This window comes from Brevibacillus borstelensis, from assembly GCF_003710865.1.
Taxonomy (GTDB): domain Bacteria; phylum Bacillota; class Bacilli; order Brevibacillales; family Brevibacillaceae; genus Brevibacillus; species Brevibacillus borstelensis.
The window spans coordinates 156281-179659 of the sequence record NZ_RHHO01000016.1; the positions used below are offsets into that span (position 1 = coordinate 156281).

Here is a 23379-nt window from a genome sequence, read left to right on the forward strand (position 1 = left end):
GCGGCCTGTTTGTTTGCCTTTGCATATTCCGGCCCCTCCCAAGAGACAATAAAAGGGAATGTTTGACAAAGCATCACAGTGAAAGGACGTTATACGGTGGACGATCTTGTACTGGCGCGAGCCACATTTGGCACTACGATGGCCTTTCACATCATCTTTGCCACTTTGGGCGTAGGGCTGCCCCTGATGATTTTGCTGGCCGAAATTCTCTTCCAGCGCACCCGGGACCGCGACTACGAGCTGATGGCCAAACGCTGGACAAAAGGACAGGCCATTTTGCTCGGTGTGGCCATTCCCTCCGGCACCATCGCAGGTGTACAGTTGTCCCTTTTGTGGCCCGGCTTTATGGAAGTAGTCGGGAAAGTGATCTCCCTGCCGTTTCAAATCGAAATTTTCGCCTTTTTCCTGGAGGCGCTCTTCATGTCCATCTACGTCTATGCCGCCGATCGATTGACCCCGCTGATGCGGCTCGTTTCCGTTTTTATGATCCTGCTTGGGGCTGCTGCTTCAGCGGTTCTCATCACCAATGTCCATGCTTTTGAGGGTACGCCCGCCGGTTTTCGCATTGAAAACGGAGAGGTCGTGGATGTGGACCCTTGGGCGGCATTTTTTAATCCGAGCTTTTTCGTCACTGCGGGCCATGTCGTCGTCTCCGCCTTTATGACAGGCGCTTTTGCCATCGCATCCGTCGCTGCCTGGAAAATGATCAAGTCCGATCAGGAGAGCCGGGAATACGCCTTCCACCAAAAAGCGCTGCTCCTCGGCTTGATCGTCGGCGGGTCTTTCTCGCTCCTCACCGCCTTGAACGGCCACGAATCGGCCCAACTGCTGCACCGCTATCAGCCTGAGAAGCTGGCGGCAGCCGAAGGTCTTTTCCAGACCCAGGCCTATGCCCCGCTGGCCGTCGGAGGTTTTACCGATCCGGAAACCCAGGAAGTGAAATACGGAATCGAAATTCCCTGGATGCTCAGCTTTTTGGCGGGAAACCGCTTTGACGAGGTGGTGGTCGGGCTCAATGACTTCCCTCGGGAGTACTGGCCTCCCCTCTATATCCACACCTTGTTTAACGGCATGGTGGGAATCGGCTCCCTTCTGATCGTCGTCGGATTGCTCGGCTTTGCCTGGAAAAAACTGCTGCGCCGCTCCGTGTTTCCGCGCTGGGTGCTGGGCATCTTTGTCCTTAGCGGCCCGCTGGCTTTGCTCGGCATCGAATTCGGCTGGATCTTTGCCTGTACGGGCCGCCAGCCCTGGGTCATCTACCGGGTGATGCGCACGGCCGACTCTGTCACCCAATCAGCCGGGATCGGCCCGCTGTTTTTCACCTTTCTCGCCGTTTACCTGTTTCTCGGCATCGTGACCATTCTGGTCTTTCGCAGCTATTTTGGCCGCCACCCGCTGGAGCTTCATCCAACGGACCGGCCGTCGGGAGAAACAGCCCCCTAATTTGATCCAAGGAGGCTTCTGTTCATGACGGACACGATTTTGGCGATTACGCTGGTGTGGATCTTTGTGGTGATTTACGCAGTAGCCGCATCCTTTGACTTCGGCGCCGGCTTCTGGTCGATGGTTTATGTAAACCGCATAGATACAAAGGCGACAAGCATCGCCAACCGTTACCTGTCCCCGTCATGGGAGGTTGTCAACGTATTTATCGTGCTGATCGTCGTCGGGCTGGTCACGTTTTTTCCCGGAGCCACCTACACGCTCGGCACCGTGCTGCTCATCCCCGGAAGCCTCATCCTCCTGCTGATTTTGATCCGCAGCGCCTTTATGGTTTTCTCCCATCTCGTCCGCAAATACGATAAAACGCTCGCCTTCTTTTCCGGAATCAGCGGCCTTTTCATCCCGGCTCTGCTGATCCTGGTCCTGCCGCTGACGCAGGGCGGATTTATTCAAACGATCGATGGGGTGGAAAGACTGGACTGGGGAGCGCTGCTGACGAGTCCGCATGTATACGCCTATGTAGGACTGGCTGTGAGCAGCACCCTCTTTCTCTCCTCGCTGCTGCTCGCGGACTACTCCCGCGTAGCCAACGCACAGCAAGCCTTTCGCGTCTACCGTCGCGACGCCATTCTCATCGGTCCCCTCACCTTGCTTGCCGCCGTTTTGACAGTCGTCACGATGAAAACGGAGGCGAGCTGGCTCTATGAGAGGCTGCTTGCCTATCTCCCGTGGCTGATTGCTTCCGTCGCGTGGTTTTTGGTCGGTTATATCGCTCTGTTGATCCCGCCGGAGCAAAAACGGCTTGCCTATGCGCCGCGACTTGCCGTTGTCGGCGTCATTATTCAATATCTCTTGGCAAGCTACGCCTACGGAGCCGCCCGTCTGCCCTATATCGTGTACCCTACCGTTACGATCGAATCCGGTTTTACTCACCCCAACACGTTCCGGGCTTTGTTCGTGAGCTATCTGGTCGGCTTCGCCATCCTCATCCCCGGGTTTGTTTTCTTCTGGCGGATGTTTATGAAAGATGAACAGTATATTCAGCAAAAATAACCTGCGTGGGGTCTGCTCCGTCTTTTCTGGCATAAAAAAAGCCTCCCCCCGATTAACGGGAGGAAGCTGTCTCTTTTGCAAGCATGCTGCCTTCCTGGGCATATTGCGTATGCCAGGAAAAGGCTTTTTCGAGTACATGCGGTGTATGGCCGCCGCGGGTCAGCGCTTCCTCGAAATAATCGCGGAGCTGATCCCGGTACAGCGGATGCGCACAGTTTTCAATGATCAGGCGGGCTCTCTCGCGGGGAGCCAGTCCGCGCAGATCAGCCAGCCCTTGCTCGGTCACGATGATGTCTACGTCGTGCTCGGTGTGGTCCACATGGGATACAAACGGAACGATACTGGAGATGTGTCCGTTTTTGGCAATCGACTTGGTGACAAAGATGGCGAGGCGGGCATTCCGGGCAAAATCGCCCGATCCGCCGATGCCGTTCATCATGCGTGTGCCGGATACGTTGGTCGAATTGACGTTGCCGTAGATATCCACTTCCAGAGCCGTGTTGATGGAGATCAAGCCCATGCGGCGAATCAGTTCGGGATGGTTGGTGATCTCCTGCGGCCGAAGCAGCAGCTTGTCGCGATACTGGTCCAGGTTTTCCATGACGTGCTTCATTTTTTCAGCCGTCAGCGTGATGGAGCAGCCCGAGGCAAAAGCGATCTTGCCCGCATCCAGAAGGTCGAATACAGCGTCTTGCAGCACTTCCGAAAACACCGTCAAGTCGGAAAACTCGGAATCCAAAAATCCGTTGAACACCGCGTTTGCAACCGTTCCGATCCCCGATTGAAGCGGAGCGAGATTGCGCGGCAAGCGGCCCTTTTCCACCTCTTCGCGCAAAAAGCGGATCAGGTGGCCTGCCATGACCGCCGTCTCCTCATCCGGTTCGACGATGGTAGACGGAGAATCCATTTGATTGGTGATAACGATTCCTTTTACCTTCGCCGGATCTACCGGTATGCCGATTTGGCCGATGCGCTGGTCTACCTTGGTCAGCGGGATTGGCTCGCGCTCGCCCTGTTTTCCCGGCGTATACACGTCGTGCAAGCCTTCCAAAGCGGCAGATTGCACCATGTTCAATTCAATGATGACATGCTTGGCGTACTCGACAAATATATTGGAGTTCCCGACCGACGTGGCGGGAATGATGTATCCGTCTTCGGTTACTGCAACCGCTTCCACAATGGCGTAATCAATCGGATCCAGCACGCCGGAACGAATCCATTCGGCAGTGTGGGATAAATGCTGATCGATAAACATCATTTCGCCGCTGTTGATTTTTTTGCGCATGACCGGATCTGCTTGAAACGGCAGCCGCTTGCGAACAATGCCTGCCTCGGCCATAACGGCGTCTACATCGGAACCGAGCGATGCCCCTGTATATACATTGACGGAAAACGGTTTTCCTTCCCGCTTTGCCCGTTCGGCCAGCGCGACCGGAACTACCTTGGCATCTCCCGCCCGGGTAAAGCCGCTCAAACCCAATGTCATGCCGTCTTCGATCCAGCTTGCTGCTTCTTCTGCTTGAACAATTTTATCGTGAAGGCGTTTATCGCGTAAGCGCTCCCATACCATGTATGACCACCTGCCACTTTCGATCTTGTTTTCTTTACAGTATCACACGGTCGCTGAGCGGGCACTCGATTTGGGTCGAAGCAGAAGAATTCGCGGTGAAACAGAAAATTTGGCAGTTAGTTGTTCGGCTGGTGAATGATAGATTCCGGAACTGGTTGTCATTACTCTCTGCTGTTTCATTTATTGCCTGTGGGTCGGACTTTAGTGGAGGAGATGAAAAAGCAGAAAACGCTCCAGTACGGTGGGACACTTGCTGCGGGTAACACTGTCCGGCTGCACTCCAAAAGCGGAACCGCGTCCAAAAGCAGCGGTTTCGGGGGAAGCTGTTCAGAGTTGGACGCTGAGAGCGTGTTCCGCTCTTTCCGTTCCGCCTGGGCGGTGTCCCAAAGACTTTCGCGTTTTCTGCTTTTTCATCTCTACAGCTTGTATTGTCTTTCATGCTTTCTTCAATCAGAGAAAAACAAACGTTTAAGAGATGAGTTTCAGTCCGATGGCAGCAGCTAGCACCATGGCCATGAACAGGATACGACGCCATTCTTTTGATTCACCGAAGAAAAGCATGCCAACTAAAGCGCCTCCCACAGTACCAATCCCCGTCCATATCGCGTAAGCCGTACCCATAGGAAGACTTCTCATTGAAAAAGTCAAACAAATGAAGCTAAAAATAATCCCCCCGGCAACAGCAGATAAGCCTTTGAAGTGATTATAAATAGACAGTTTTTTAATCCCCACTTCTGCAGCGATATCAGCGAGAGAGGCACCCTCAACCTGAATGTAAAAAAGCAAGCCGATGACCGGCTTGCCGTTTAAAATCCTAATATTTGTCGAAATGAACTCGCATACGACTGGCTGACAGGCACGCGGGTGCGCTGCTTATCTTTCATCTCTAATAGAAAGGTTGAATGGAAGTGAGGGTGGATATAACCGATCGCCTCCAGATTGACCAGAAAAGAGCGGTGGCAGCGAATAAAGCTGGCGGGTGACAGCATTTGCTCCAGCTCTGACAGGCTGTAGCGGTTTGCATACGAATCCGTCGCTGTATGCAGCAATGTCTTCCCTTCCTGGGAGCGGATGTACATGATATCGGATATCGGAATGGGCAGCCAGCCATCCTCTCCTTTGCCGATCAGCACTTTCGGCTGCGGCATGAACTGCTTGGGGTAGATCGCTGTAATGCATCCTTCTACGCGGCCGCTGCGCAGCAACGGAAGGGAAACCCCGTAGTACGGGATGCCAAAAACACCGCTTTCCACATACTCCGATACTTTTTGCCTGGCCGTCAACGCTCTGTACGTCGCTGACCCTTCTCGCACCTGATCTCCCGGTTTGATTTTCAGATCAATGCTTGCGCTCGGCTGATAGTAGATATAGCGTCCGCCTTCCGAAATCGCAACAGAAACGCCGTCCGGTATTACCTCTCCGATCATTTGCAGTACTTCGGGCACCAATGTTTTCTCCATAGATCATCCCTCTGTATCCTGTTTCTCATCTCTATTAAACCACAATTTTACCCGCTGTGAGCACGAGACACGGAAATGACACAGCTGCATTCTGTTGGAAAATCAGACACAAAAAACTGGCATCGCACGAGGCAATGCCAGCAAACGATTCGATGTTTTCCCAAGCAAAGAAGCGAGCAGTTTTTCACCATCAGGAAGATTTCCGCTTCGGCTCAGACGCATCGTGGTATTTGTATTCCTTTTCCCAGAAATCCGCATCCTTGATTCCCAGCTTTACCGGATCGAACACAGGGTCTTTTCCTTGTTTTTTCTGATCCTCGTAATCCTTCAGCACCTTCAGCGCCGGCTTCGTCAAAAGAAGTATGGCGATGACGTTCAGCCAGGCCATGCTTCCTACCCCGATGTCGCCAAGCGTCCAGGCAAGACTGGCCGATTTCACGCTTCCGTAGAAAACGACGCCGAGAATCACGATCTTCAATGTGTAATCCGACCAGATTCGTTTCACCGTGCGGTTCAAGTAGGCCAGATTGGTCTCAGCCATGTAGTAGTAAGCCATAATCGTTGTAAATGCGAAGAACAACAGGGCGATCGCGACGAACGGAGCCCCAAATCCGGGCAGCACCGATTCGACAGCCTGTTGGGTGTAAACAGGTCCCGGCTCCACATCGCCCAGGTTGTTTACAATCGCGGGAGCACCTTCAGGCGTTACATTGTACATCCCGGTAAAAAGAATCATGAAAGCGGTTGCAGTACAGACGAAAAGGGTATCGACATAAACGGAAAAAGCCTGAACAAGCCCTTGCTTCGCCGGGTGCGACACTTCCGCCGCAGCCGCTGCGTGAGGAGCCGTTCCCTGTCCGGCTTCGTTGGAGTAGATTCCGCGTTTTACCCCCCAGGCGATAGCAGAACCGATGATGCCGCCGAAGGCCGCGTCCGCTCCGAAAGCGCTTGAAAAAATCAAAGACAGAACAGCTGGCAATTGAGAAATATTCAGAATGACAATGATTAAGGCAACCAAAATATACCCGAGAGCCATGAAAGGCACTACGATCTGGGCAACGTTTGCAATCCGTTTCACACCGCCAAAAATGATGAAGGCAAGCACAGCAACGAGGAAAATGCCTGTAATTGCCGGATGAATCCCGAAAGCGTTTTCCATCCCTGCGGCAATGCTGTTCGCCTGAACGCCAGGCAAAAGCATGCCTGTAGCAAAAACCGTCACGATGGCAAACAACACTGCGTACCACTTCAGCTTGAGACCCTTTTCAATGTAGTAAGCAGGACCGCCTCGGAATTGTCCGTCTTGCTTTGTCTTGTACACTTGGCCGAGCGTCGCTTCGACAAAGCCTGATCCGGCCCCGAGGAAGGCGATCAGCCACATCCAGAAGACAGCCCCTGGACCCCCGTAAGCGATAGCGGTTGCAACACCGGCGATATTACCCGTACCGACACGTCCGGACAATGCCATGGACAAAGCCTGGAAGGAAGAAACCCCTGCCTCTGAGCTTTTTCCATCGAACATTAATTTGACCATGTCCTTGATGTGCCTGACCTGCATGAAGCGGGTTGCAAGCGAGTAAAACAAGCCGGCTCCCAGGCAAAGATAAATCAATCCCTGGCTCCAAATAATGCCGTTTAACCAGTTAACGAACGCCTCCAAAAAATGACCCCCTCTTCCTAATCATTATATGATCTTGTTTAATTATAAAATATTGACTATATTCAAACAACTGAAAATGTTTTCACTCGACAAAAAAGGGGGAATCTTTTGTTCCGAAGAAACAAAGAACCATCTCTATTCCTGTTCCGTCTTTTTTTAGCTGCAGCCAGGTTTTCGCTTGCCCGAGTTCCCCGATTTTGGCCCACAAGCACCAGCTTGGTTCTGTCACCAAAAAAAGTCCTGACAGTAGCAACTCAAGGTTACTACTGCCAAGACTTTTCCAATTTCATTTGCGTTCCGGTACATTTTTTCTAGTGCCCAGACGGCAAGGCGAGTCCGATCCGCTCAATCAGCTTTTGGCTTTCTTCATTCAGTCCTTCGAGCACAATCTCTTTCCCGGCCTGCCGATAAGCAGCTACTACCTTGGAAATGGCCGTTACCGCCGATTGATCCCACACATGAGAATGGCGGAAGTCCACTACCACCCGCTCAGGGTCGGACTGGACATCGAACTGTTCGACAAAATGACTCATCGTTCCAAAAAACATCTGTCCGGAGACGGTGTATACCTTCACACCGTTTTTATCGTACAGGACATTTGTCTTCAAGCGAGCCATCTTCCAGCCAAATACGAGAGCGCTAATGACCACTCCGGCGATAACGCCTTTGGACAGATCGTGCGTAGCGACCACAATCGCTACGGTGACAATCATCACGACTGCGTCGCTGAAAGGCACGCGGCGCAAATTGACGAGAGACTTCCAGTCAAACGTGCTGATGGAGACCATTATCATGACGCCAACGAGCGCTCCCATAGGGATCTGCTTGACGACGTCGCCCAGCACCATGATCAAAAACAGCAGGAACAGTCCAGCCACCAGTGTAGACAGTCTTCCGCGGCCTCCCGATTTCACATTGATCACCGATTGGCCGATCATCGCGCATCCGGCCATTCCGCCAAAAAATCCGGTCACGATATTGGCGATGCCCTGGCCCTTTACTTCCCGGTTCTTGTCGCTTTTCGTCTCCGTCATCTCATCGATGATGGTCGCTGTCAAAAGCGATTCCAAAATCCCGACGAGAGCAAGTGCAAAGGAATACGGGAAGATGATCGTCAAGGTCTCCCAGCTAAACGGGACATCTGCAACATGAAATACCGGCAGGGTCCGCGTTATTTCCCCCATGTCACCTACTGTCCGCACATCCAGACCTGCCCAGATGGCCAGAACCGTCATCACGATGATCGCGATCAATGGAGCCGGCACCGCTTTCGTGACGAGAGGCAGCAAATAAATAATGGCCAATGTTCCCGCGACCATTGCGTACATGATCCAAGATTCGCCGACAAAATGAGGAAGCTGCGCCATAAATATCAGGATCGCCAGCGCATTGACGAAGCCGATCATGACAGAGTGCGGCACGAAGGTAATAAACCGGCCGATCCTGAACACGCCCATGATGAACTGGAGAACCCCTGTCAGCACAGTCGCGGCAAACAGGTACTCGATGCCATGGTCCTTGACCAGCGTCACCATCAGCAGCGCCATTGCGCCTGTCGCAGCGGAGATCATCCCTGGACGCCCACCCGTAAATGCGATCACACAAGCGATGCAAAACGACGCATACAAACCCACCATCGGATCGACTCCGGCGATGATCGAAAAGGCGATCGCTTCAGGAATCAAAGCGAGAGCTACCGTCACTCCCGCGAGCACATCACCCCGCAGGTTGCATAGCCAAGTCTTTTTCAGTTGTGAAGTAATCAATGCATGACCTCTTTATCTGCTAAATTTTCCGAGTCTCGTTCAAGCTTTTGATTTTGCCGAAAAACACATTGACTTTCTCCTCGCAAGAAAGTCGGGGCCGTTGAATACGAAAACATATTATAAAGGATATAGGCAAAGTTTGACCATGTTAAATTATGGCAGGGACTGCTGTATTCTGCTTCTGTTCGCAGAAAATAAAGTTTTAGACTGTATCTGTTGATTTGCTCCCAAACAAAACAGCCGAAACCACGGACCAGAAAACAAAGTCCCAGACTCCCGCAGCTTTATTAAAGCTATCGATGGTTGGATACTTCTTACGTCACTCCTTGGCTCTTTATAGACACATCTTTTTCCAATGTTAATTCGCGAAATGATTTCACGCGTAGCTGTAATAATGGGGTGAACCATAATGTACAAGCCGAAGCTAACAATCCAATGCCACCCGCAAATAAAGCGAACCGTAAACCCATTGCTCCCCCGATCATTCCTCCCATTAACGAACCAAGAGGTAAAGAACCCCACGAGATAAATCGAAATGTAGCGTTCACGCGACCTTGCAGGGCATCGGGTACAATTACTTGACGTAAACTGATGGTACTAATGCTAAACATTGAGACCCCCATTCCGAAAAGAAGCTGTCCGAGCATCATAATCAACGCAATACTTAATTCTGATCCTACTGCTAATGGAGCAAGCAAACCGCCACTTGCTGCGATCGTAGCGGAACCCACAATTGTCGGACCTACTCCAAAACGATGTACAGCCCTTTGGGCAAGCAGAGAGCCAAATAGGTACCCTACTCCTAGCGTTCCATAAATGATGCCGAGAATGCTCGCACTGATTTTGAGTTCCTGCGATGCATATAGAACATAAACACTAAAAATAACATTCCAGGAAAGGTTAAAGACTGTTGAGCAGCGCACCACTCCCCACAGCAACGGTTTTGTGTAAACCGTATGCAGCCCTTCTTTCATTTCCAGCCACATGTTTTTTGGTTTTTTCGCATCTGTCACGACTTTCTCCAACTTGCGAATCCGGGCTATGTACACAGCGGATACAAAAAAGAATACCGACGTGAACAATATTGCAAAAGGAGCGGTGATTACCTGTTCCAATCCACCTGATAAACCCGGCCCAGCAATTTGTGCGGCAGATTTACTTGTCTCTAGTTTGCTATTTCCATCAACAAGCTGCTCCTTGCTCACGACGGAAGGCAAAAAGGATGTATAGGCAACATCAAAAAAGACAGTACAGATACCCACTATGAAGGCTACCAAATATAGAACTGTCATATTCAGGAATCCAATCAAGGCTGTCAGCGGCACAATGAGCAGTAATGCACCCCTGAAAAAGTTAGCGGCGACAAGAATGGGTCGCCGGGGAAATCTGTCTATCCATACACCAGCGAGCAAACCGAAAATGATAAATGGCGCATACTCGGCAAAACCAAGCAACCCCATTTGCATGGGACTGGCCCCTAAATAGAGAGCTGCCACTAATGGCATTCCTAATAATGCTACCTGAGTCCCAAACTGTGATGCAGTTTGCCCAATCCAGAGCCTGCGAAAATCTGTGTTCGTTAACAATCCTTCTGCCTTGTTACTCATGCTCGTTCCCCCATTTTCGTCACAACTCATTGCCATTCAAATTTGCATTTTTAGTATAGGGGAACTTACGTTTCAAGATCTTGCGCTTTCATTATCACAAAATGTTGGATGATTCATTTTGTTATGAAGGCCTTTGTCTGCACTTTTCGTTTATAATGCCATACCATTTACTCCTCGGTTCCGCCAGTATCTTTCCGAGTCTGCAACATTATTTTCTTCGAACAGCTCCGACAATCTCCTGTACCCTGCTTGCGACTCTTATGAATAACGGCAAAAAGCCCGTCCCTTGCATAACCGGTACGGGCTGATTCAACCTGTATCATCTCACGTTATTTTCTGCCTACCTTTTTCAACACGGCTTCCCTTTCGTTTTCATGCAGCAATTGATTGGCCATCGGAATTAACATCAGATTTTCTTTGCTCAGGTGGTCCAAAACGAGCTGCCACGCCTCACGCATCAAGGCAATCAGCCGGTGGCTGCTCTGTTTGGTCTTTTGACAGCATTCCGTTTCAGATTGAAGCTGCAGAAGGGTGGCGCGAATCCTTTCGTGCTCCTTTTTCATTGCAGAGACCGGGTGAACAAGGGTAAGGTTCGCTTGTGTGATCAGAGGAAACAAAATCTCTTCCTCTTCCGTAAAGTGGTGGAGCATATTTTGCACCAGGTCGGCTGTAAGGGCCACAATCTGCTCTTCCTTCTCCGCATCCCAATTGGAACCGGAGTATAGGAGTTTTTTCAGTGTTTCTAGCTGCTGCAACAAATGGTCGTGTTCCCCGCGAAAATATCGCAGCAATGTCGCACATTCCCCCCTTTCCACAACATTCATGATAGACCCCGTTCCTCGCCTCCATAGTGAGGATCGTCACAATCTGCTCAAAAATACATGATTTTTCTTGAAATGTGACTGTAGTCACTGCATTTCCACAGCTCCATCCGATAGAATGGTTTGGACTACTCAACAAGTATCGACGTCTGCTCGTATGAAATGGGGGAGCGCGATTGGCTAAAAGCCTTACCTTTGTCCAGCAGATCTCGCCTGACTTCCTGGCGAGGCTGTATACTCTCGCCACGGAGAGAAATTTCCCGGCCGGAGCCGTTCTCTACATGGATGGCGACCCTGCTGAATACCTTTATCTCATCTCGTCCGGGCAAGTAAAGCTGACGAAGACCACGGTTGATGGAAAAGAGCTTACCCTGCAAGTATTCGGTTCAGGCGAGCTCGTCGGGTTGGCCGGCTTGTTTGAAGCAGAGCTGGTCCACACTGCCAGCGCGGCCATACTGGAAGACGGAGCGGTCCGAGTGATCCCGCGCGCTGGCCTGGAACAGATTCTGATAAAAAACGGGGAGTATTGCGTAGACTTCATGCGTTGGATGGGAATCATGAACCGGCGCATGCAATCAAAATTCCGCGACCTGTTGTTGAACGGAAAAGTCGGCGCCTTGTATTCCACGTTGATTCGCATGTGCAATACTTACGGAGAAGAGCGGTCCGAGGGCATTTATATCAATCTTTCTTTGACCAACCGTGACCTTGCTCATTTTATCGGCTTGACCAGAGAAAGCGTAAACCGGATGCTGTCAGACCTGAAGAAGCAGCAAGTAATTGATTTGCTGCCGCATGGACATATCCTGATCAAGGATCTGACCTATCTGAAGGAAACGATTTGCTGTGACGATTGCCCGCCGGAAATTTGCCAAATATAGCTGCAAGCAAAAAGCACCCTGCCGTCTCCATTGGCAGGGTGTTCGATTGCCTGGCAAGCCGCTGTCTGTCTCTTGCGACTCTCTACTGACGCACTTTTCGGCTCAGTTCTGACCTATTCTAACTCAGTTCTGACTCACTAAACTGACTCACTTCTGACTCTTTTTCCTACTCCCGCCCCCGCTCTCGCCGATAAATCATATATGCAAGCGGAAACAGCAGAAGATTGACAACTGAAAGCATAACGCTCACTTCATATCGCTCGGCGAAGTACATATTCACCGTATACTGTGTACAAATGATGCTACCCAAAAGCACCAAAGCCAGCAGGATGATGCCTCTGACATTATGTTTCATACGGTTTCACCCCGATTGCGTAAATACTTCCCCCTTCGATCTCCAGCTCTATTTCGGGCAGCGCCCTTCTCGGCGGCCCGGCTAACGGCTCGCCGGTCATGACGTCAAATTTGCCGTGGTGGCACGGGCAAAGCAGCTCGTTTTTTTCTGTACTCCAGAAAACCGGACATTTTAAATGAGTGCAGGCATTTTGATAGGCCCTCCACTCGTCCTCTCCTACCCGTACAAGCAATGCCCCTTCGTAGTCGCTTGGATAGAAGAATTCCACTGCCTCCCCTGTTTTCACAGCTTCCGCTTCGACGATCTTTTTCCGGGGGTATTTCCCGCTTCCCGGCGCCAGCAATTGTTTGGCAGCCAGCGTCCCCCAAGGCAATGTGGAGACTGCGAACAATCCGACACCGCCCAGCACCGTTTTCATAAAAGCCCTGCGGTCCAGCGAACGTTCATTCGACCGATGGATATTGTGCGTATAATTGTCGTCCCGCTCCGGCACGTTCCTTCTTTTGTCGTCACTCATCCTGTCCTTCCCCCTTTTCAAAGCAATCGTTCCGTTCGGCTCTGTTGCCTGGCAGCCGCCGCACTCAAGGACTTCAAGCAGCGCTTGTCGTCTTGTCGCCTATACCGCGAACCGCACCATGCGGCTAAAAGAGCTTCTCCCTTCCCTGCAGAATGCCTGGCAAGCTGATCCTCACGTTTGTTTCGCCCTCAAGCGGATTGAACGGCTGGCTTGCAACCCATTTGCCGTTGGACAGGAGGTGCTGCTCCTGTTTCCGTGCGAGCTCCGCTTCGTCGATCCACTGCAGGGTGTTGGTCGGGCAGACAGATGCGCACATGGGCGGAATGCCGTCCTTTGTACGGTCGTAGCAAAGATCGCATTTGTACATCAGGTTTTGCTCCTGATCAAATTTCGGGATACCGTAGGGGCAGGCGATCGTACAATTCTGGCAGCCGATGCACTTTTCGACCAGCGCCGAGAGGACAGCGCCGTTGTCGGCGATCTGGATTGCCTGCGCCGGACAGCTGCGGGCACAAGCCGGATTGACGCAATGCAGGCACATCAGCGGGATCGTTTGCCGCGTGTGAAAAGGATCGACGTCCATTACGTAGTTGCGGTTGCGATTGTCATGACCTCCGCACTGCGTGCAGGCAGCCAGACAGCTTCGACAGCCGATGCAGTTGTCCATTTCAATGTAGAGCACTTGCTTACCCATGGCGGCGCTCCTCCCTCCCCAGCTTGATGAGTTGTGCGGCGCATGCCTTGAACTCTGGCATCTTGCTGTACGGATCAAGCGCTGGATTGGTCAAAAGGTTGATCGATTCATGCTTGCCCCAGTGATAAGGGACAAAGACCGTATCCGGACGGATTGCCGCGATGACTTTCACTTTGTAGGGAGCTTCTCCCCGCCGGGTTTTCAGCAAAACCGTCTCTCCGTTTTGGAGGCCGTAGCGTTCAGCGGTCTCGGGGTGAATTTCCAGCAGCGGGTCCGGGTACATGGCATGCAAAAACGGAATGCGACGCGTCTGGTTTCCCGACAAGTAATGGTACACGACACGGCCAGTCGTCAGGCGAAGCGGATAGTCCTCATCCGGCTCCTCGGCGGGGGGACGGTACGGCAGGGCGCATATCTTCGCCTTTCCGTCCGGATGGTAGAACTTTTTGTCCAAAAACAGATGGGGCATCCCTTGGTCTTCCTCGGAGACACACGGCCAAAAGACCCCGTTGTTTTTCTCGATTTTCTCATAGGTGACGCCGGAGTAGTCGGCCACCCCACCCTTGGAGACGCGACGCAGCTCGTCGAAAATATCCCGCGGGTCCTTCAGATGTTCAAAATACTGCCCCCGCCCCATTCGTTTGGCGATCTCGATCTGGATCCACCAGTCCGGCTTTGACTCGGCGTACCACTCCTGGGCCTTTACGTGGCGGATGATGCGTCCCTCGAGATTGGTCGTCGTGCCGTCGTCTTCGGCCCATGTCGTCACAGGAAGCACCACATCGGCGTATTCAGCCGACTCGGACAGATAGAAGTCGCAGCAGACCATGAAGTCGAGGCTTTGCAGTGCGGCCCGGACGTGGTTCTGGTTGGGCGCGCTTACGGCCGGATTGGAGCAGAGCAGGTACAGCCCGCGAATCGTTTTGTCCAGCATCAGCCCGAACATTTCGTAGGCGGAAACTCCTTTTTGCGGCATCTCCTCCACGGGGATCCCCCAGGCGCAAGCCACTTCTTTTACGTGCTCCGGGTTGTCCATCTTGCGGTACCCGGGCAGTTGGTCCGCTTTTTGCCCGTGCTCGCGTCCGCCCTGGCCGTTTCCCTGTCCGGTAAACGTGGCCACGCCTGATTTCGGCCGGCCGATCTTTCCTGTCACCAGCGCCATGTTGGTGTAGGCCGATACGTTGTCCGTCCCCTTGGATTGCTGTTCGGCTCCTCGGCAGAACATGACGATCGCTTCCGGTGCCTTGCCGTAGATCTCGGCAGCCCGGATGATTTTCTCTGTGGCGATCCCGGTAATGCCGCTGACGTATTCCGGTGTGTAGGCTTCCAACAGCTCTTTTGTCTCCGCGAAGCCATTGGTGTGGTTGCGCACAAATTCCTCGTCTACGTAGCCGTTTTTGATCAGCAGATGGACGATTCCGTTTGCCAAGGCCAGATCGGTTCCGGGACGCAGATCGAGGTGGATGTCCGCCCGGCGGGCAAGCGGAGTCTCGCGCGGATCGGCGACGATCAGGTAGCCGCCCCGATTCTGCACCTCCCAGATGCGAAACATGCTGGTCGGATGGCATTCCGCTGCATTGGAGCCAGCGATAAACAGGCAGTCTGTCTGATGCAGGTCGGTCCAGGGAACGGTAGAGCCCCGGTCAATGCCCAGACTGCGGTTGAGGCCTGCTGCTGCCGACGACATGCAGAACCGCCCGTTGTAATCGACATAGCGGGTTTGCAGCGCGACCCTGGCGAATTTTCCTGTCAAATAGCATTTTTCATTCGTCATGGAAACGCCGGAGAAGACGGACAGGGTGTCTTTGCCGTATTTCCCCTGCATGTCCCGGAACCGGTCTGTGATCAGGCTGAGCGCTTCTTCCCACGAGACCTCCTCGAAGCCATCCGGCGTTCCTTTTAAAGCCGGATTCTTCCGCACCAGCGGCCGTTTGATCCGATCCGGATGGTTTACCTGCTGGTATGCCGTCACGCCTTTTGGGCACATTTTGCCAAGGTTGACCGGAAAATCGTAGCGCGGCTCCACTCCGACGATCGTATTTGTATTCGTATCCACTCTCAGCTTCATCCCGCACTGCATTCCGCAGTAGCAGCAATGCGTGGACACCAGCTTTTCATGAGGATGCACGACATTTTGTATCTCTTTGAAAAATTTATCCGTTTGCATGCTGGTTCGCCTCCTTGGCGTCTATCTGGTGTGTCGGAATACCGGTAAACCGGAACATGCGGTACTTGCGTCGGCAGGGGAGGCACAGTTCGGCCAGATGGTACCCGTGCTCGGTCCGAAATGAAAGGTCGTTTTTCGCAAGCACCTCAACCACATCGGCAGACTGCTCGGCCGAAACGAAGCCTGTGCCGCATGCCTTGCACGCCTTCTGCTCCTGCGCTCCGTAATGCTCCCGGTAGTTTCGGGCAAGGACGCTCATCGGACGGAACGGGATGTGCGCCAATTTGCCAAACGGCAGGTAGATCAACGTCACGATCACGGCAAACTGGTGAATGATCGTGAGCACCGGATGGCCAACCCCTCCAGCAAACATGTTTACACCTGTCAGCGCAAGTCCGGTCACACTGACGAACAGCAGCATGTAAAGCGGCAGGAAATCGTAAAAGAAGGTTTGCTCCGCGCGAGCCTGCATGTTCTTGAGGCGACGGTACAGAGCCATGCATACGCCGGCAATGACCATGAAGGCGGAAATATTCAGCGCATTGTAAAACAGGTAGGCGAGCAGACCGTCTGCTTTGATTTTCATTACGTCGATGCCCATCGCGACGACGTGGTAATAGCCGTTGTCTTCCATCGTGAAGTACATCCAGCCAAACACCAGCGGGAACGTGACAAGCGCTGAGAGGATGCAGCCCCACCCCACCAGGAAGTGCTGTGTCCAGCGAAACCAGCCGCGATTCCAGATGAAGCGGTACGTGAGCAGATGCTCCGCCGACGTTTTGCTCGTACCGCGGCGAAACAGCAGCTTGAGGCCCTTTTTCAAAATCAGCTTGGTGGGCGGCCGCTCCGCCCAGGCGGAGAAACGGTACAGAAACCCGCCGATAAACACCAGAGTCCCGACGATGTAGCCGTACAGGGCCAGGTCGATATGCGTAAAGAATCGAGATCCCAGATAGCTCAACACAAACAGGATACAGACTATGACAAATGCCCTTTGAGCCAATTTGGAAGCAAACGCGTGATTCACGGGAAACCCTCCTTCTCTTTCGGGAAAGCGTTCGTTCTCTTGACGGCTTCATTCTATCAACCCGGCCTTTTGCCGGTTGTGATGTTTGTCACTTGCGTCGGCCCGGGACGGCCTCTTTTGTCGAATCCTGCTCGTTTTGTCATCACTTCTTCACAAACCGGTCGGCTCGTACTTGCAAGTCCGTACATGAAAAAAGACAGGCACATACGACCGCCTGTATGCGCCTGCCTGTATGCGTCTGCCTGTATTTGTTTGTCTGTCACCCCTTTATCTTTCTTCCATGGAAGCTGTATCGTTCTTTCGCCCAGCTTTACACACCTCTACCCTCAACTTCTGCCTCACCTGCCGCCCTTTTCACCCGGAAGCCTTTTCTGCTCTTTGCTGGGTCACATCGCTAAACATCCCGGCATAGTACTTCACCTCACCGACGTCATTGCGGATCGCGCTGATCGTGAGCCACTCCAAAAACAGGCCATTGTCTTTTCGCTTGTTCCATATCTCCCCGGCCCAATATCCCTGCTCCTCAATCGCTTTCCACATCCTGTCGTAAAACGCCCGATCTTGCTTGCCGGACTTGAGAATGCTGGGGTTCTTGCCGATGACCTCCTCTTTTTTGTACCCGGTCACTTGTTCAAATGCAGGATTCACAAAAGTGATCGTCCCTTTTTTATCCGTAACGACGATCGCCTCGACCGTGTTTTCCACGATGCTGAGGGCGAGCGTAAGCCGATCCTGGTAGTACATCCACATCACGATGATGAAGCAGCAGAGCGCCACCTGGGAAAGCGCCATGAAGCCAATCGCGTAATGTCCGGTCAGATTGAACAACAGGGTCAACATCAGCGGCGGGAAAAAACCGCCCAAACCGCCCATGGCAGAGACAATTCCGTTTACAATTCCCGCTTGCTTGGAAAAATACATCGGCACCAGTTTAAAGACGGCTCCGTTTCCGATACCCGCGCAGGCTGCAATCACCAGACAGCCTACTGTATACAGCTGGATCGACAGCGAGAAGGACAGCAGGATGCCCGCTGCGGTCATTCCGGTAAAGACGACCAGCAGCACCTTGAACGAATCCCAGCGGTCACCGAGCCACCCGCCTATCGGGCGGGCCAGCGTAGCGAGCACGATAAATCCTGCTGTGCGCAGCCCCGCATCCACTTTGTCCAGTTCAAAATGGGCGACCAAAAAGTTAGGCAAATAGACGGTAAAGGCCACAAACGAGCCGAACGTAACGAAGTAGAAGAGACTTAAAAACCAGAGTCTTTCGTTTTTGTAGACGCTTTTGATCTGCTCCTTCAAGGAAACGGTTACCCGCGGTTCCGCTTTATCGCCGAGCAAGAGATTCAGCGCCGCAAATCCGGCTAGCAGCACCATGTACAGTTGAACCGTTGCCGACCATCCCCAATAGCTTGCGATGACAGGCGCCCCGAAAGAGCTGATCGCTGTCCCGATATTGCCCATTCCGTATATCCCGTTGACGGAGCCCAGCTTTTCCTTTGGATAATACTTGGGAAGCGACGTCACCCCGACTGAAAAGACTGCTCCCGAGATGCCCAGAAACAGTCCTCCGATCATCAGGTCGGCTGCACTCGTAGCCTCGCTGATGTAATACACGGGGACCAACAGGATCAAAAAACTGATGGCAAACAGCAGCCTCGCCCCGTAACGGTTCGCCAGATAGCCGACCGGTATCCGCAAAAGGGAACCGAGCAAAACCGGAATGGCCGTAATCCAGGCGATTTGCCCCTGTTCGAGCGACAAGCTTTCTTTCATAAATGGCATCAATGATGATAGGATCACCCAGACCATAAACCCGACGACCAGACTGGCGGTCTGCAGCGGCAATTGTATTTTCTTTACCATGAGCACTCATCCTCCTTGAGGAAGTTACACCCTCATGGTAATTGAATTTGGAGCAGGAGATTGTGATAAATCTCACAGGTGCCCTCTCTTCGTTTATGAAGACAACAAAAAGGGGTGGCATAGGCCACCCCGTATATCATGTGGGAGGGAAGTAGTTTGAAAGCACTCAGACGCGACTTGAACGTTATGTCGTACTAGATGTACAGCTTAGTTGCCGGAACCCGTTGAAGCAGCTGGGTCGGTTGTACCACCTTCAGTTTTGCTTGCATCAGCATCTCCGGACTGAGAATCAGCCGAACCTGTCGATGCATCGGAAGAACCTTTCGACGCATCCGTTGAATCGGTTGTGGAATCCGATCCAGTCGACGCATCAGAAGACCCCGGTGTGGAATCCGAAGCTTCCGTCGACGCGTCAGGAGTCGATTGATCTTGGGAAACAGAACTATCTGTAGACTGATCAGTTTCGGTTGTGGAGGAAGAGCCAGGGGTCGTTGCGCTTCCGTCTTGTTGTGTCGCTGGTTCCGGGTTGCTGGTCGGGCTGGAGCAAGCCACCAAGCTGCCGGACAGAAGAAGTGCGACTGCCGCTAAGGATATCCATCGTTTGTTCATGATTGAACTCCCCTTTCCTGTCTTTACTTTGTGACTTCTTTCGGCCACATGTATATCGTAGCTGGGAAAGATGATCATCCTGTGAGGAGAGTGGGAAAAAACCATGAACAAAATATGAAAAAACGGTGACCTTCTCAAACTGTCGGACTGTCAGGAAACCGATCGTTCGCAGTTCAGGGCCGGCAGCCGGACGATAAACACGCTTCCCTTCCCCGGCTCGCTCTCCAGTGTTACCTGTCCGTCGTGCAGCTCAACCAATTCTTTGACGATCGCAAGTCCAAGCCCTGTCCCCTTGTTCTTTTTGGAACGGCCGCGGTCAACCTTGAAAAAGCGCTCCCAGATCCGCTCCTGATCGTCCGGCGAGATGCCGATCCCCGTATCGCTGACGGAGATTTCCACCCACTGTCCATTGCTTCGGGCCGAGAGGCGAATCGTCCCCTCATCGGTGAACTTGATCGCATTTTTCACGAGGTTTTTCAAAATTTGTGCGACCCTGTCTTTATCGGCGTACACCTTGGGAAGGCCCTTCGGCTGCTCTACGATGATCTCAATGCCCTTTTCCTCGGCTTCCGGGCTGAAGGAAAACGCCACCTTGTTCATCAGCGTTTCCACATCAACAGGGAATTTCGCCAGCGTTACTTCATTGTTCTCCAGTTTCATCAAGTCCATCAGATCATCGACCAGCCGACTGATGTGCAAGGTCTCCGAATACATGACCGCGTAGTATTTCTGACGGGCTTCCTCTTCCTCGACCAGCCCGTCCTGCAGCGCCTCCAAAAAGCCTTGCATCGCCGTCAGCGGCGTCCGCAATTCATGCGAGACATTCGCAAGAAAATCGTTCCGAACTTGCTCCAGGTGCTGCCGCTCCTGTTCTACACGCTCCAATTTGCCGGCGAGCGTATTGATCGTCTGGGCCAGGTCGCCAATCTCGTCGGCAGTGTCTACCTGTACACGTTCGGAGTAGTTCCCCCGTCCGATCTCCGCTGTCGTCCGTTCGATATTTCTGAGCGGCCTGGAAATGGACCAGGACAAATACGAAACCATCGCCGTAGACAAGAGCACGCCAAACAAGGTCGCCCAGAGAATCGTTTCCCTCATCTGGGCAAAGGTCCGCTCCACTCCCTCAATCGGCGCATGCAGAATGATCCCCCCGTACACCTTTTCCCCTTTGCCCCAAGGGATAGATACGGATAGCATCGGATCTTCCAAGCCTTCCATCTTTAACTCCGTAACCGCATTCTTTCCTTTTAATACGGAATCGGCAATGGAGTGGGCAACCGCTTTTCCCGTAAATACCTCATCCTTCATAGAAGTCGCCACAATCTTGCCTTTTTGGTCAAACAGCCAGATGCGCATGTTAAAGGACTCATCGAGCGAGGCCAATTTTCCAAGCAGTGCCGGGTTGATTACATTGCTGTCTTGGATGGCGGCATTCACTCGCTTCGCCTGACGAAGCATCTCTTCTTTTTGGGCACCGTAAATGTACTCCTTTGCGAGAAAGGAGATCAGGATGCCGGAAAAGCCCAAGCCGATGAGGACCGTAGCCAGAAAACTGAACAGCAGACGGCGGAAGATGCTTTTTGACATCCCCATCATGCTTCATCCACTCCGAATTTGTAGCCGATCCCCCACACGGTGTGTATGCATTCATAAGGAAGCACTTGGAGCCTTTGCCTGATTTTTTTGACGTGCACATCAATCGTACGGGCATCTCCGAAATAGTCAAAACCCCATATCTGTTCCAATAATTGCTCACGTGAAAACACGGTGCCCGGTGACTTCGCCATGTGCACCAGCAGGTCAAACTCCTTTGGACGAAAACTGATTTTCTCGTCTGCAGCCAGCACTTCCCGTTTTTCAATATCAATCATGAGCCGATCAAAGGTAAGTACCTTCGCCGTATCCTCTTCCTGCTTTTCTCTCGGCTGCGTCCGTCTCAAGATCGCCCGGATCCGGGCCACAAGCTCCCGGGGACTGAACGGTTTGGTTACATAATCATCGGCGCCCAGCTCGAGGCCAAGCACCCGGTCGAATTCTTCATCTTTGGCCGTCAGCATGATAATCGGAGTATCCCATTTCTTGCGGATTTCTCTGCACGCTTCAAAGCCATCCATATGGGGCATCATCACATCGAGAACGATGAGATCGGGAATCTCCTTTTCCACAAGCTCCAAGGCTTGCTTCCCGTCGTTTGCCACGACTAAATCAATTTGTTGTTTGGAAAAGAACAGACGGATAATTTCGCACACATTTGGATCGTCGTCCGCGACTAACACTTTCGTATTTATCATGGTCAACAACCTCCCTTCTGTGGACAGTGCCTGCCATCCGTAAGCAGAAAAGCATAAATTTTTATCATGGTAACATATAATAGCTTGCTTGTGGACCTGCATAAGTCATGCCGCCATAGTATGATTCCCCAGTACAGGATGGGGCTGGATTTTCTGGTACAATCCGATGCATTCCATTGCTTTCCGATACATTCCGTTGCTTTCCGAGGCTTTTTTAAATACCGGCATCGGGTGATCCTTGCAAAAACAAAAGCGCTTTTTCTGATAGGCAGGCAAAAGTCCTTCATAGCTTTTATCCATCGAAAAAGGATGTGCCGATTCCGCAGCACATCCCGTACACCTTATTATTTCATGATGGTCAACAATTTGCAAACCCCATACTCAGCCTTCTCCCTGTCCCCCTCGGGAATTCGCTTTAACAGGTCGAGCGCGGCGTAAGGCACTTTTAACGCATGCGGATCTTCGTATGTCTTCTCCCAATATTCCGGTGCAAGAACAGATGAAAACTCCGGTTCATGCACTTGGTCCCTTCGTACCTCCTCAGGCATTTGGCGATTGAGGTACATTTGTATGCGGTGGTTAATCATGCCTGCATCGACCAAGTCCTTATAGCCGAAGCGTTCCAGGTCGGTAAGTGCTTGCGCAAACGTAATGCTGTGCTCGGTTTCTCCGGCGAAATGGTACATGACGCCATCGATCTTTCTTCCTGCTGATACTGTATGAAGCTCTTCAAATGCACGTTGCGCCATATCGACAGTGTCTCGATAGGGGGGAACAAATGGCCGGACATCCGGTTCGGTTACTTCAAAGTAGTTATCGATGCCCCAATATCGGTTCTGTCTGTCCTGCGTAGTCAATTCCAATACATGGACCAGGCCGTCCACGATCTCGGCTGTAATGAGTTCCGGCCGTTGCCGTAACGCTTTGAGAGCGAGTACCCCCAGCGCCAATCCGTGTCCGGAGGTTCTCAGTCTTTCTGTATTTGTCTGAATGCCCGTTACCAAACGTTCCAGCAGATGCGGCTCCTCCCTGCTTTCTAGCAGCGGTGTGTACCATTCCGGGTTATTCCGCCGAAAGCCTTCGCATATCCGCTCTATTCCCTGCTTTACGTGCTCGGGTAGCTCATGCTCCTGATTCATAAAATACCCGGCCAAAAACGCTGCTCCAAAGTGGGCATAAAACCAGCCGTGTCTTCCCCCTCTTGCCATACCAATCAAACCCAATTCCAAAAAAGAATCCAGACTACGCATGGTAACAGCTCCCTTCTTTTGGTAGCTACCATTATATAATATATATTACTGTTTTTAAAGTATGAAAATTGATTGCTTGTACACAAAAAGGCCTTGCTTCTCACTCCACAGGAGATGGAAACAAGGCCTTTGGCTTCGCGCCTTCAAAACTGGATATGCATGCTGTAAGGATTTGTGTGGATAAGTCCTCGACCGATTAGTATTCGTCAGCTCCACGCGTTGCCGCGCTTCCACACCGAACCTATCAACCTCATCGTCTATGAGGGGTCTTACCAGCTTAACGCTGTGGGAAGTCTCATCTTGGAGGGGGCTTCACGCTTAGATGCTTTCAGCGCTTATCCC

20 protein-coding genes and 1 rRNA gene are annotated in these 23379 nt (G+C 52.1%); 3 read left to right on the plus strand and 18 right to left on the minus strand.

Annotation, left to right across the window (positions count from 1 at the left end):
* Nucleotides 1-138: 138 nt before the first annotated feature.
* The gene (locus EDM54_RS08830) at nucleotides 139-1443 is read left to right on the plus strand and encodes a cytochrome ubiquinol oxidase subunit I (RefSeq protein ID WP_253725896.1); all 1305 of its coding nucleotides are present in this window, start codon (nucleotides 139-141) and stop codon (nucleotides 1441-1443) included.
* 24 nt (nucleotides 1444-1467) lie between these two features.
* Nucleotides 1468-2496 (plus strand): cytochrome d ubiquinol oxidase subunit II, encoded by a 1029-nt coding sequence (locus tag EDM54_RS08835; protein ID WP_003389932.1) that lies wholly within the window; start codon nucleotides 1468-1470, stop codon nucleotides 2494-2496.
* A gap of 52 nt (nucleotides 2497-2548) precedes the next feature.
* On the opposite strand, the gene scpC is transcribed toward EDM54_RS08835, so the two are convergent.
* The 7 genes from scpC to EDM54_RS08870 form a co-directional block, all read right to left on the minus strand.
* The gene (scpC, locus tag EDM54_RS08840) at nucleotides 2549-4066 is read right to left on the minus strand and encodes a succinyl-CoA:acetate CoA-transferase ScpC (RefSeq protein WP_003389933.1); all 1518 of its coding nucleotides are present in this window, start codon (nucleotides 4064-4066) and stop codon (nucleotides 2549-2551) included.
* A 468-nt stretch (nucleotides 4067-4534) separates the two neighbouring features.
* Nucleotides 4535-4852, minus strand: a complete 318-nt coding sequence (locus EDM54_RS08845) for a DMT family transporter (RefSeq protein ID WP_255320311.1) — start codon at nucleotides 4850-4852, stop codon at nucleotides 4535-4537.
* A gap of 20 nt (nucleotides 4853-4872) precedes the next feature.
* A complete protein-coding gene (locus tag EDM54_RS08850; RefSeq protein ID WP_024983303.1) occupies nucleotides 4873-5526 on the minus strand; it encodes a LytTR family DNA-binding domain-containing protein in 654 nt (217 codons plus the stop codon).
* A 190-nt stretch (nucleotides 5527-5716) separates the two neighbouring features.
* Nucleotides 5717-7186, minus strand: a complete 1470-nt coding sequence (locus EDM54_RS08855; protein WP_122958083.1) for an alanine/glycine:cation symporter family protein — start codon at nucleotides 7184-7186, stop codon at nucleotides 5717-5719.
* Between the two features lie 311 nt (nucleotides 7187-7497).
* Entirely contained in the window at nucleotides 7498-8952 is a 1455-nt protein-coding gene (locus tag EDM54_RS08860) for a SulP family inorganic anion transporter (protein WP_003389940.1), read from the minus strand.
* 314 nt (nucleotides 8953-9266) lie between these two features.
* Nucleotides 9267-10559 (minus strand): MFS transporter, encoded by a 1293-nt coding sequence (locus EDM54_RS08865; protein ID WP_122958084.1) that lies wholly within the window; start codon nucleotides 10557-10559, stop codon nucleotides 9267-9269.
* 329 nt (nucleotides 10560-10888) lie between these two features.
* Nucleotides 10889-11383 (minus strand): hemerythrin domain-containing protein, encoded by a 495-nt coding sequence (locus tag EDM54_RS08870; protein ID WP_003389942.1) that lies wholly within the window; start codon nucleotides 11381-11383, stop codon nucleotides 10889-10891.
* Between the two features lie 173 nt (nucleotides 11384-11556).
* Here EDM54_RS08870 and EDM54_RS08875 point away from each other — a divergent pair, with 173 nt between their 5' ends.
* Nucleotides 11557-12261, plus strand: a complete 705-nt coding sequence (locus EDM54_RS08875) for a Crp/Fnr family transcriptional regulator (protein ID WP_003389943.1) — start codon at nucleotides 11557-11559, stop codon at nucleotides 12259-12261.
* Between the two features lie 166 nt (nucleotides 12262-12427).
* Here EDM54_RS08875 and EDM54_RS08880 read toward each other — a convergent pair whose 3' ends face one another.
* The 11 genes from EDM54_RS08880 to EDM54_RS08935 form a co-directional block, all read right to left on the minus strand.
* Nucleotides 12428-12616 (minus strand): hypothetical protein, encoded by a 189-nt coding sequence (locus EDM54_RS08880; protein WP_003389944.1) that lies wholly within the window; start codon nucleotides 12614-12616, stop codon nucleotides 12428-12430.
* Nucleotides 12606-13133, minus strand: a complete 528-nt coding sequence (locus EDM54_RS08885; protein ID WP_024983046.1) for a Rieske 2Fe-2S domain-containing protein — start codon at nucleotides 13131-13133, stop codon at nucleotides 12606-12608. The genes EDM54_RS08880 and EDM54_RS08885 overlap by 11 nt, the downstream gene beginning before the upstream one ends.
* A 124-nt stretch (nucleotides 13134-13257) precedes the next feature.
* Nucleotides 13258-13827 (minus strand): 4Fe-4S dicluster domain-containing protein, encoded by a 570-nt coding sequence (locus EDM54_RS08890; RefSeq protein WP_003389947.1) that lies wholly within the window; start codon nucleotides 13825-13827, stop codon nucleotides 13258-13260.
* A complete protein-coding gene (locus EDM54_RS08895) occupies nucleotides 13820-15994 on the minus strand; it encodes a molybdopterin oxidoreductase family protein (RefSeq protein WP_003389948.1) in 2175 nt (724 codons plus the stop codon). Before EDM54_RS08895 ends, EDM54_RS08890 begins: the two co-directional genes overlap by 8 nt.
* The gene (locus tag EDM54_RS08900) at nucleotides 15981-17021 is read right to left on the minus strand and encodes a membrane protein (protein ID WP_031932618.1); all 1041 of its coding nucleotides are present in this window, start codon (nucleotides 17019-17021) and stop codon (nucleotides 15981-15983) included. The genes EDM54_RS08895 and EDM54_RS08900 overlap by 14 nt, the downstream gene beginning before the upstream one ends.
* Nucleotides 17022-17375: 354 nt before the next feature.
* Nucleotides 17376-18887 (minus strand): nitrate/nitrite transporter, encoded by a 1512-nt coding sequence (locus tag EDM54_RS08905; protein WP_122958085.1) that lies wholly within the window; start codon nucleotides 18885-18887, stop codon nucleotides 17376-17378.
* A 194-nt stretch (nucleotides 18888-19081) separates the two neighbouring features.
* The gene (locus EDM54_RS26420) at nucleotides 19082-19258 is read right to left on the minus strand and encodes a hypothetical protein (RefSeq protein ID WP_155808001.1); all 177 of its coding nucleotides are present in this window, start codon (nucleotides 19256-19258) and stop codon (nucleotides 19082-19084) included.
* A 388-nt stretch (nucleotides 19259-19646) separates the two neighbouring features.
* A complete protein-coding gene (locus EDM54_RS08915; RefSeq protein WP_039070369.1) occupies nucleotides 19647-21092 on the minus strand; it encodes a sensor histidine kinase in 1446 nt (481 codons plus the stop codon).
* Nucleotides 21089-21787 (minus strand): response regulator transcription factor, encoded by a 699-nt coding sequence (locus EDM54_RS08920; RefSeq protein WP_003389952.1) that lies wholly within the window; start codon nucleotides 21785-21787, stop codon nucleotides 21089-21091. The genes EDM54_RS08915 and EDM54_RS08920 overlap by 4 nt, the downstream gene beginning before the upstream one ends.
* 344 nt (nucleotides 21788-22131) lie before the next feature.
* Nucleotides 22132-23037 carry a hypothetical protein gene (locus EDM54_RS08930; RefSeq protein WP_039070368.1) on the minus strand — a complete coding sequence of 302 codons (906 nt, stop codon included), beginning with the start codon at nucleotides 23035-23037 and terminating at the stop codon, nucleotides 22132-22134.
* 176 nt (nucleotides 23038-23213) lie between these two features.
* Nucleotides 23214-23379: ribosomal RNA gene (locus tag EDM54_RS08935) — 23S ribosomal RNA — on the minus strand; the annotation flags it as partial.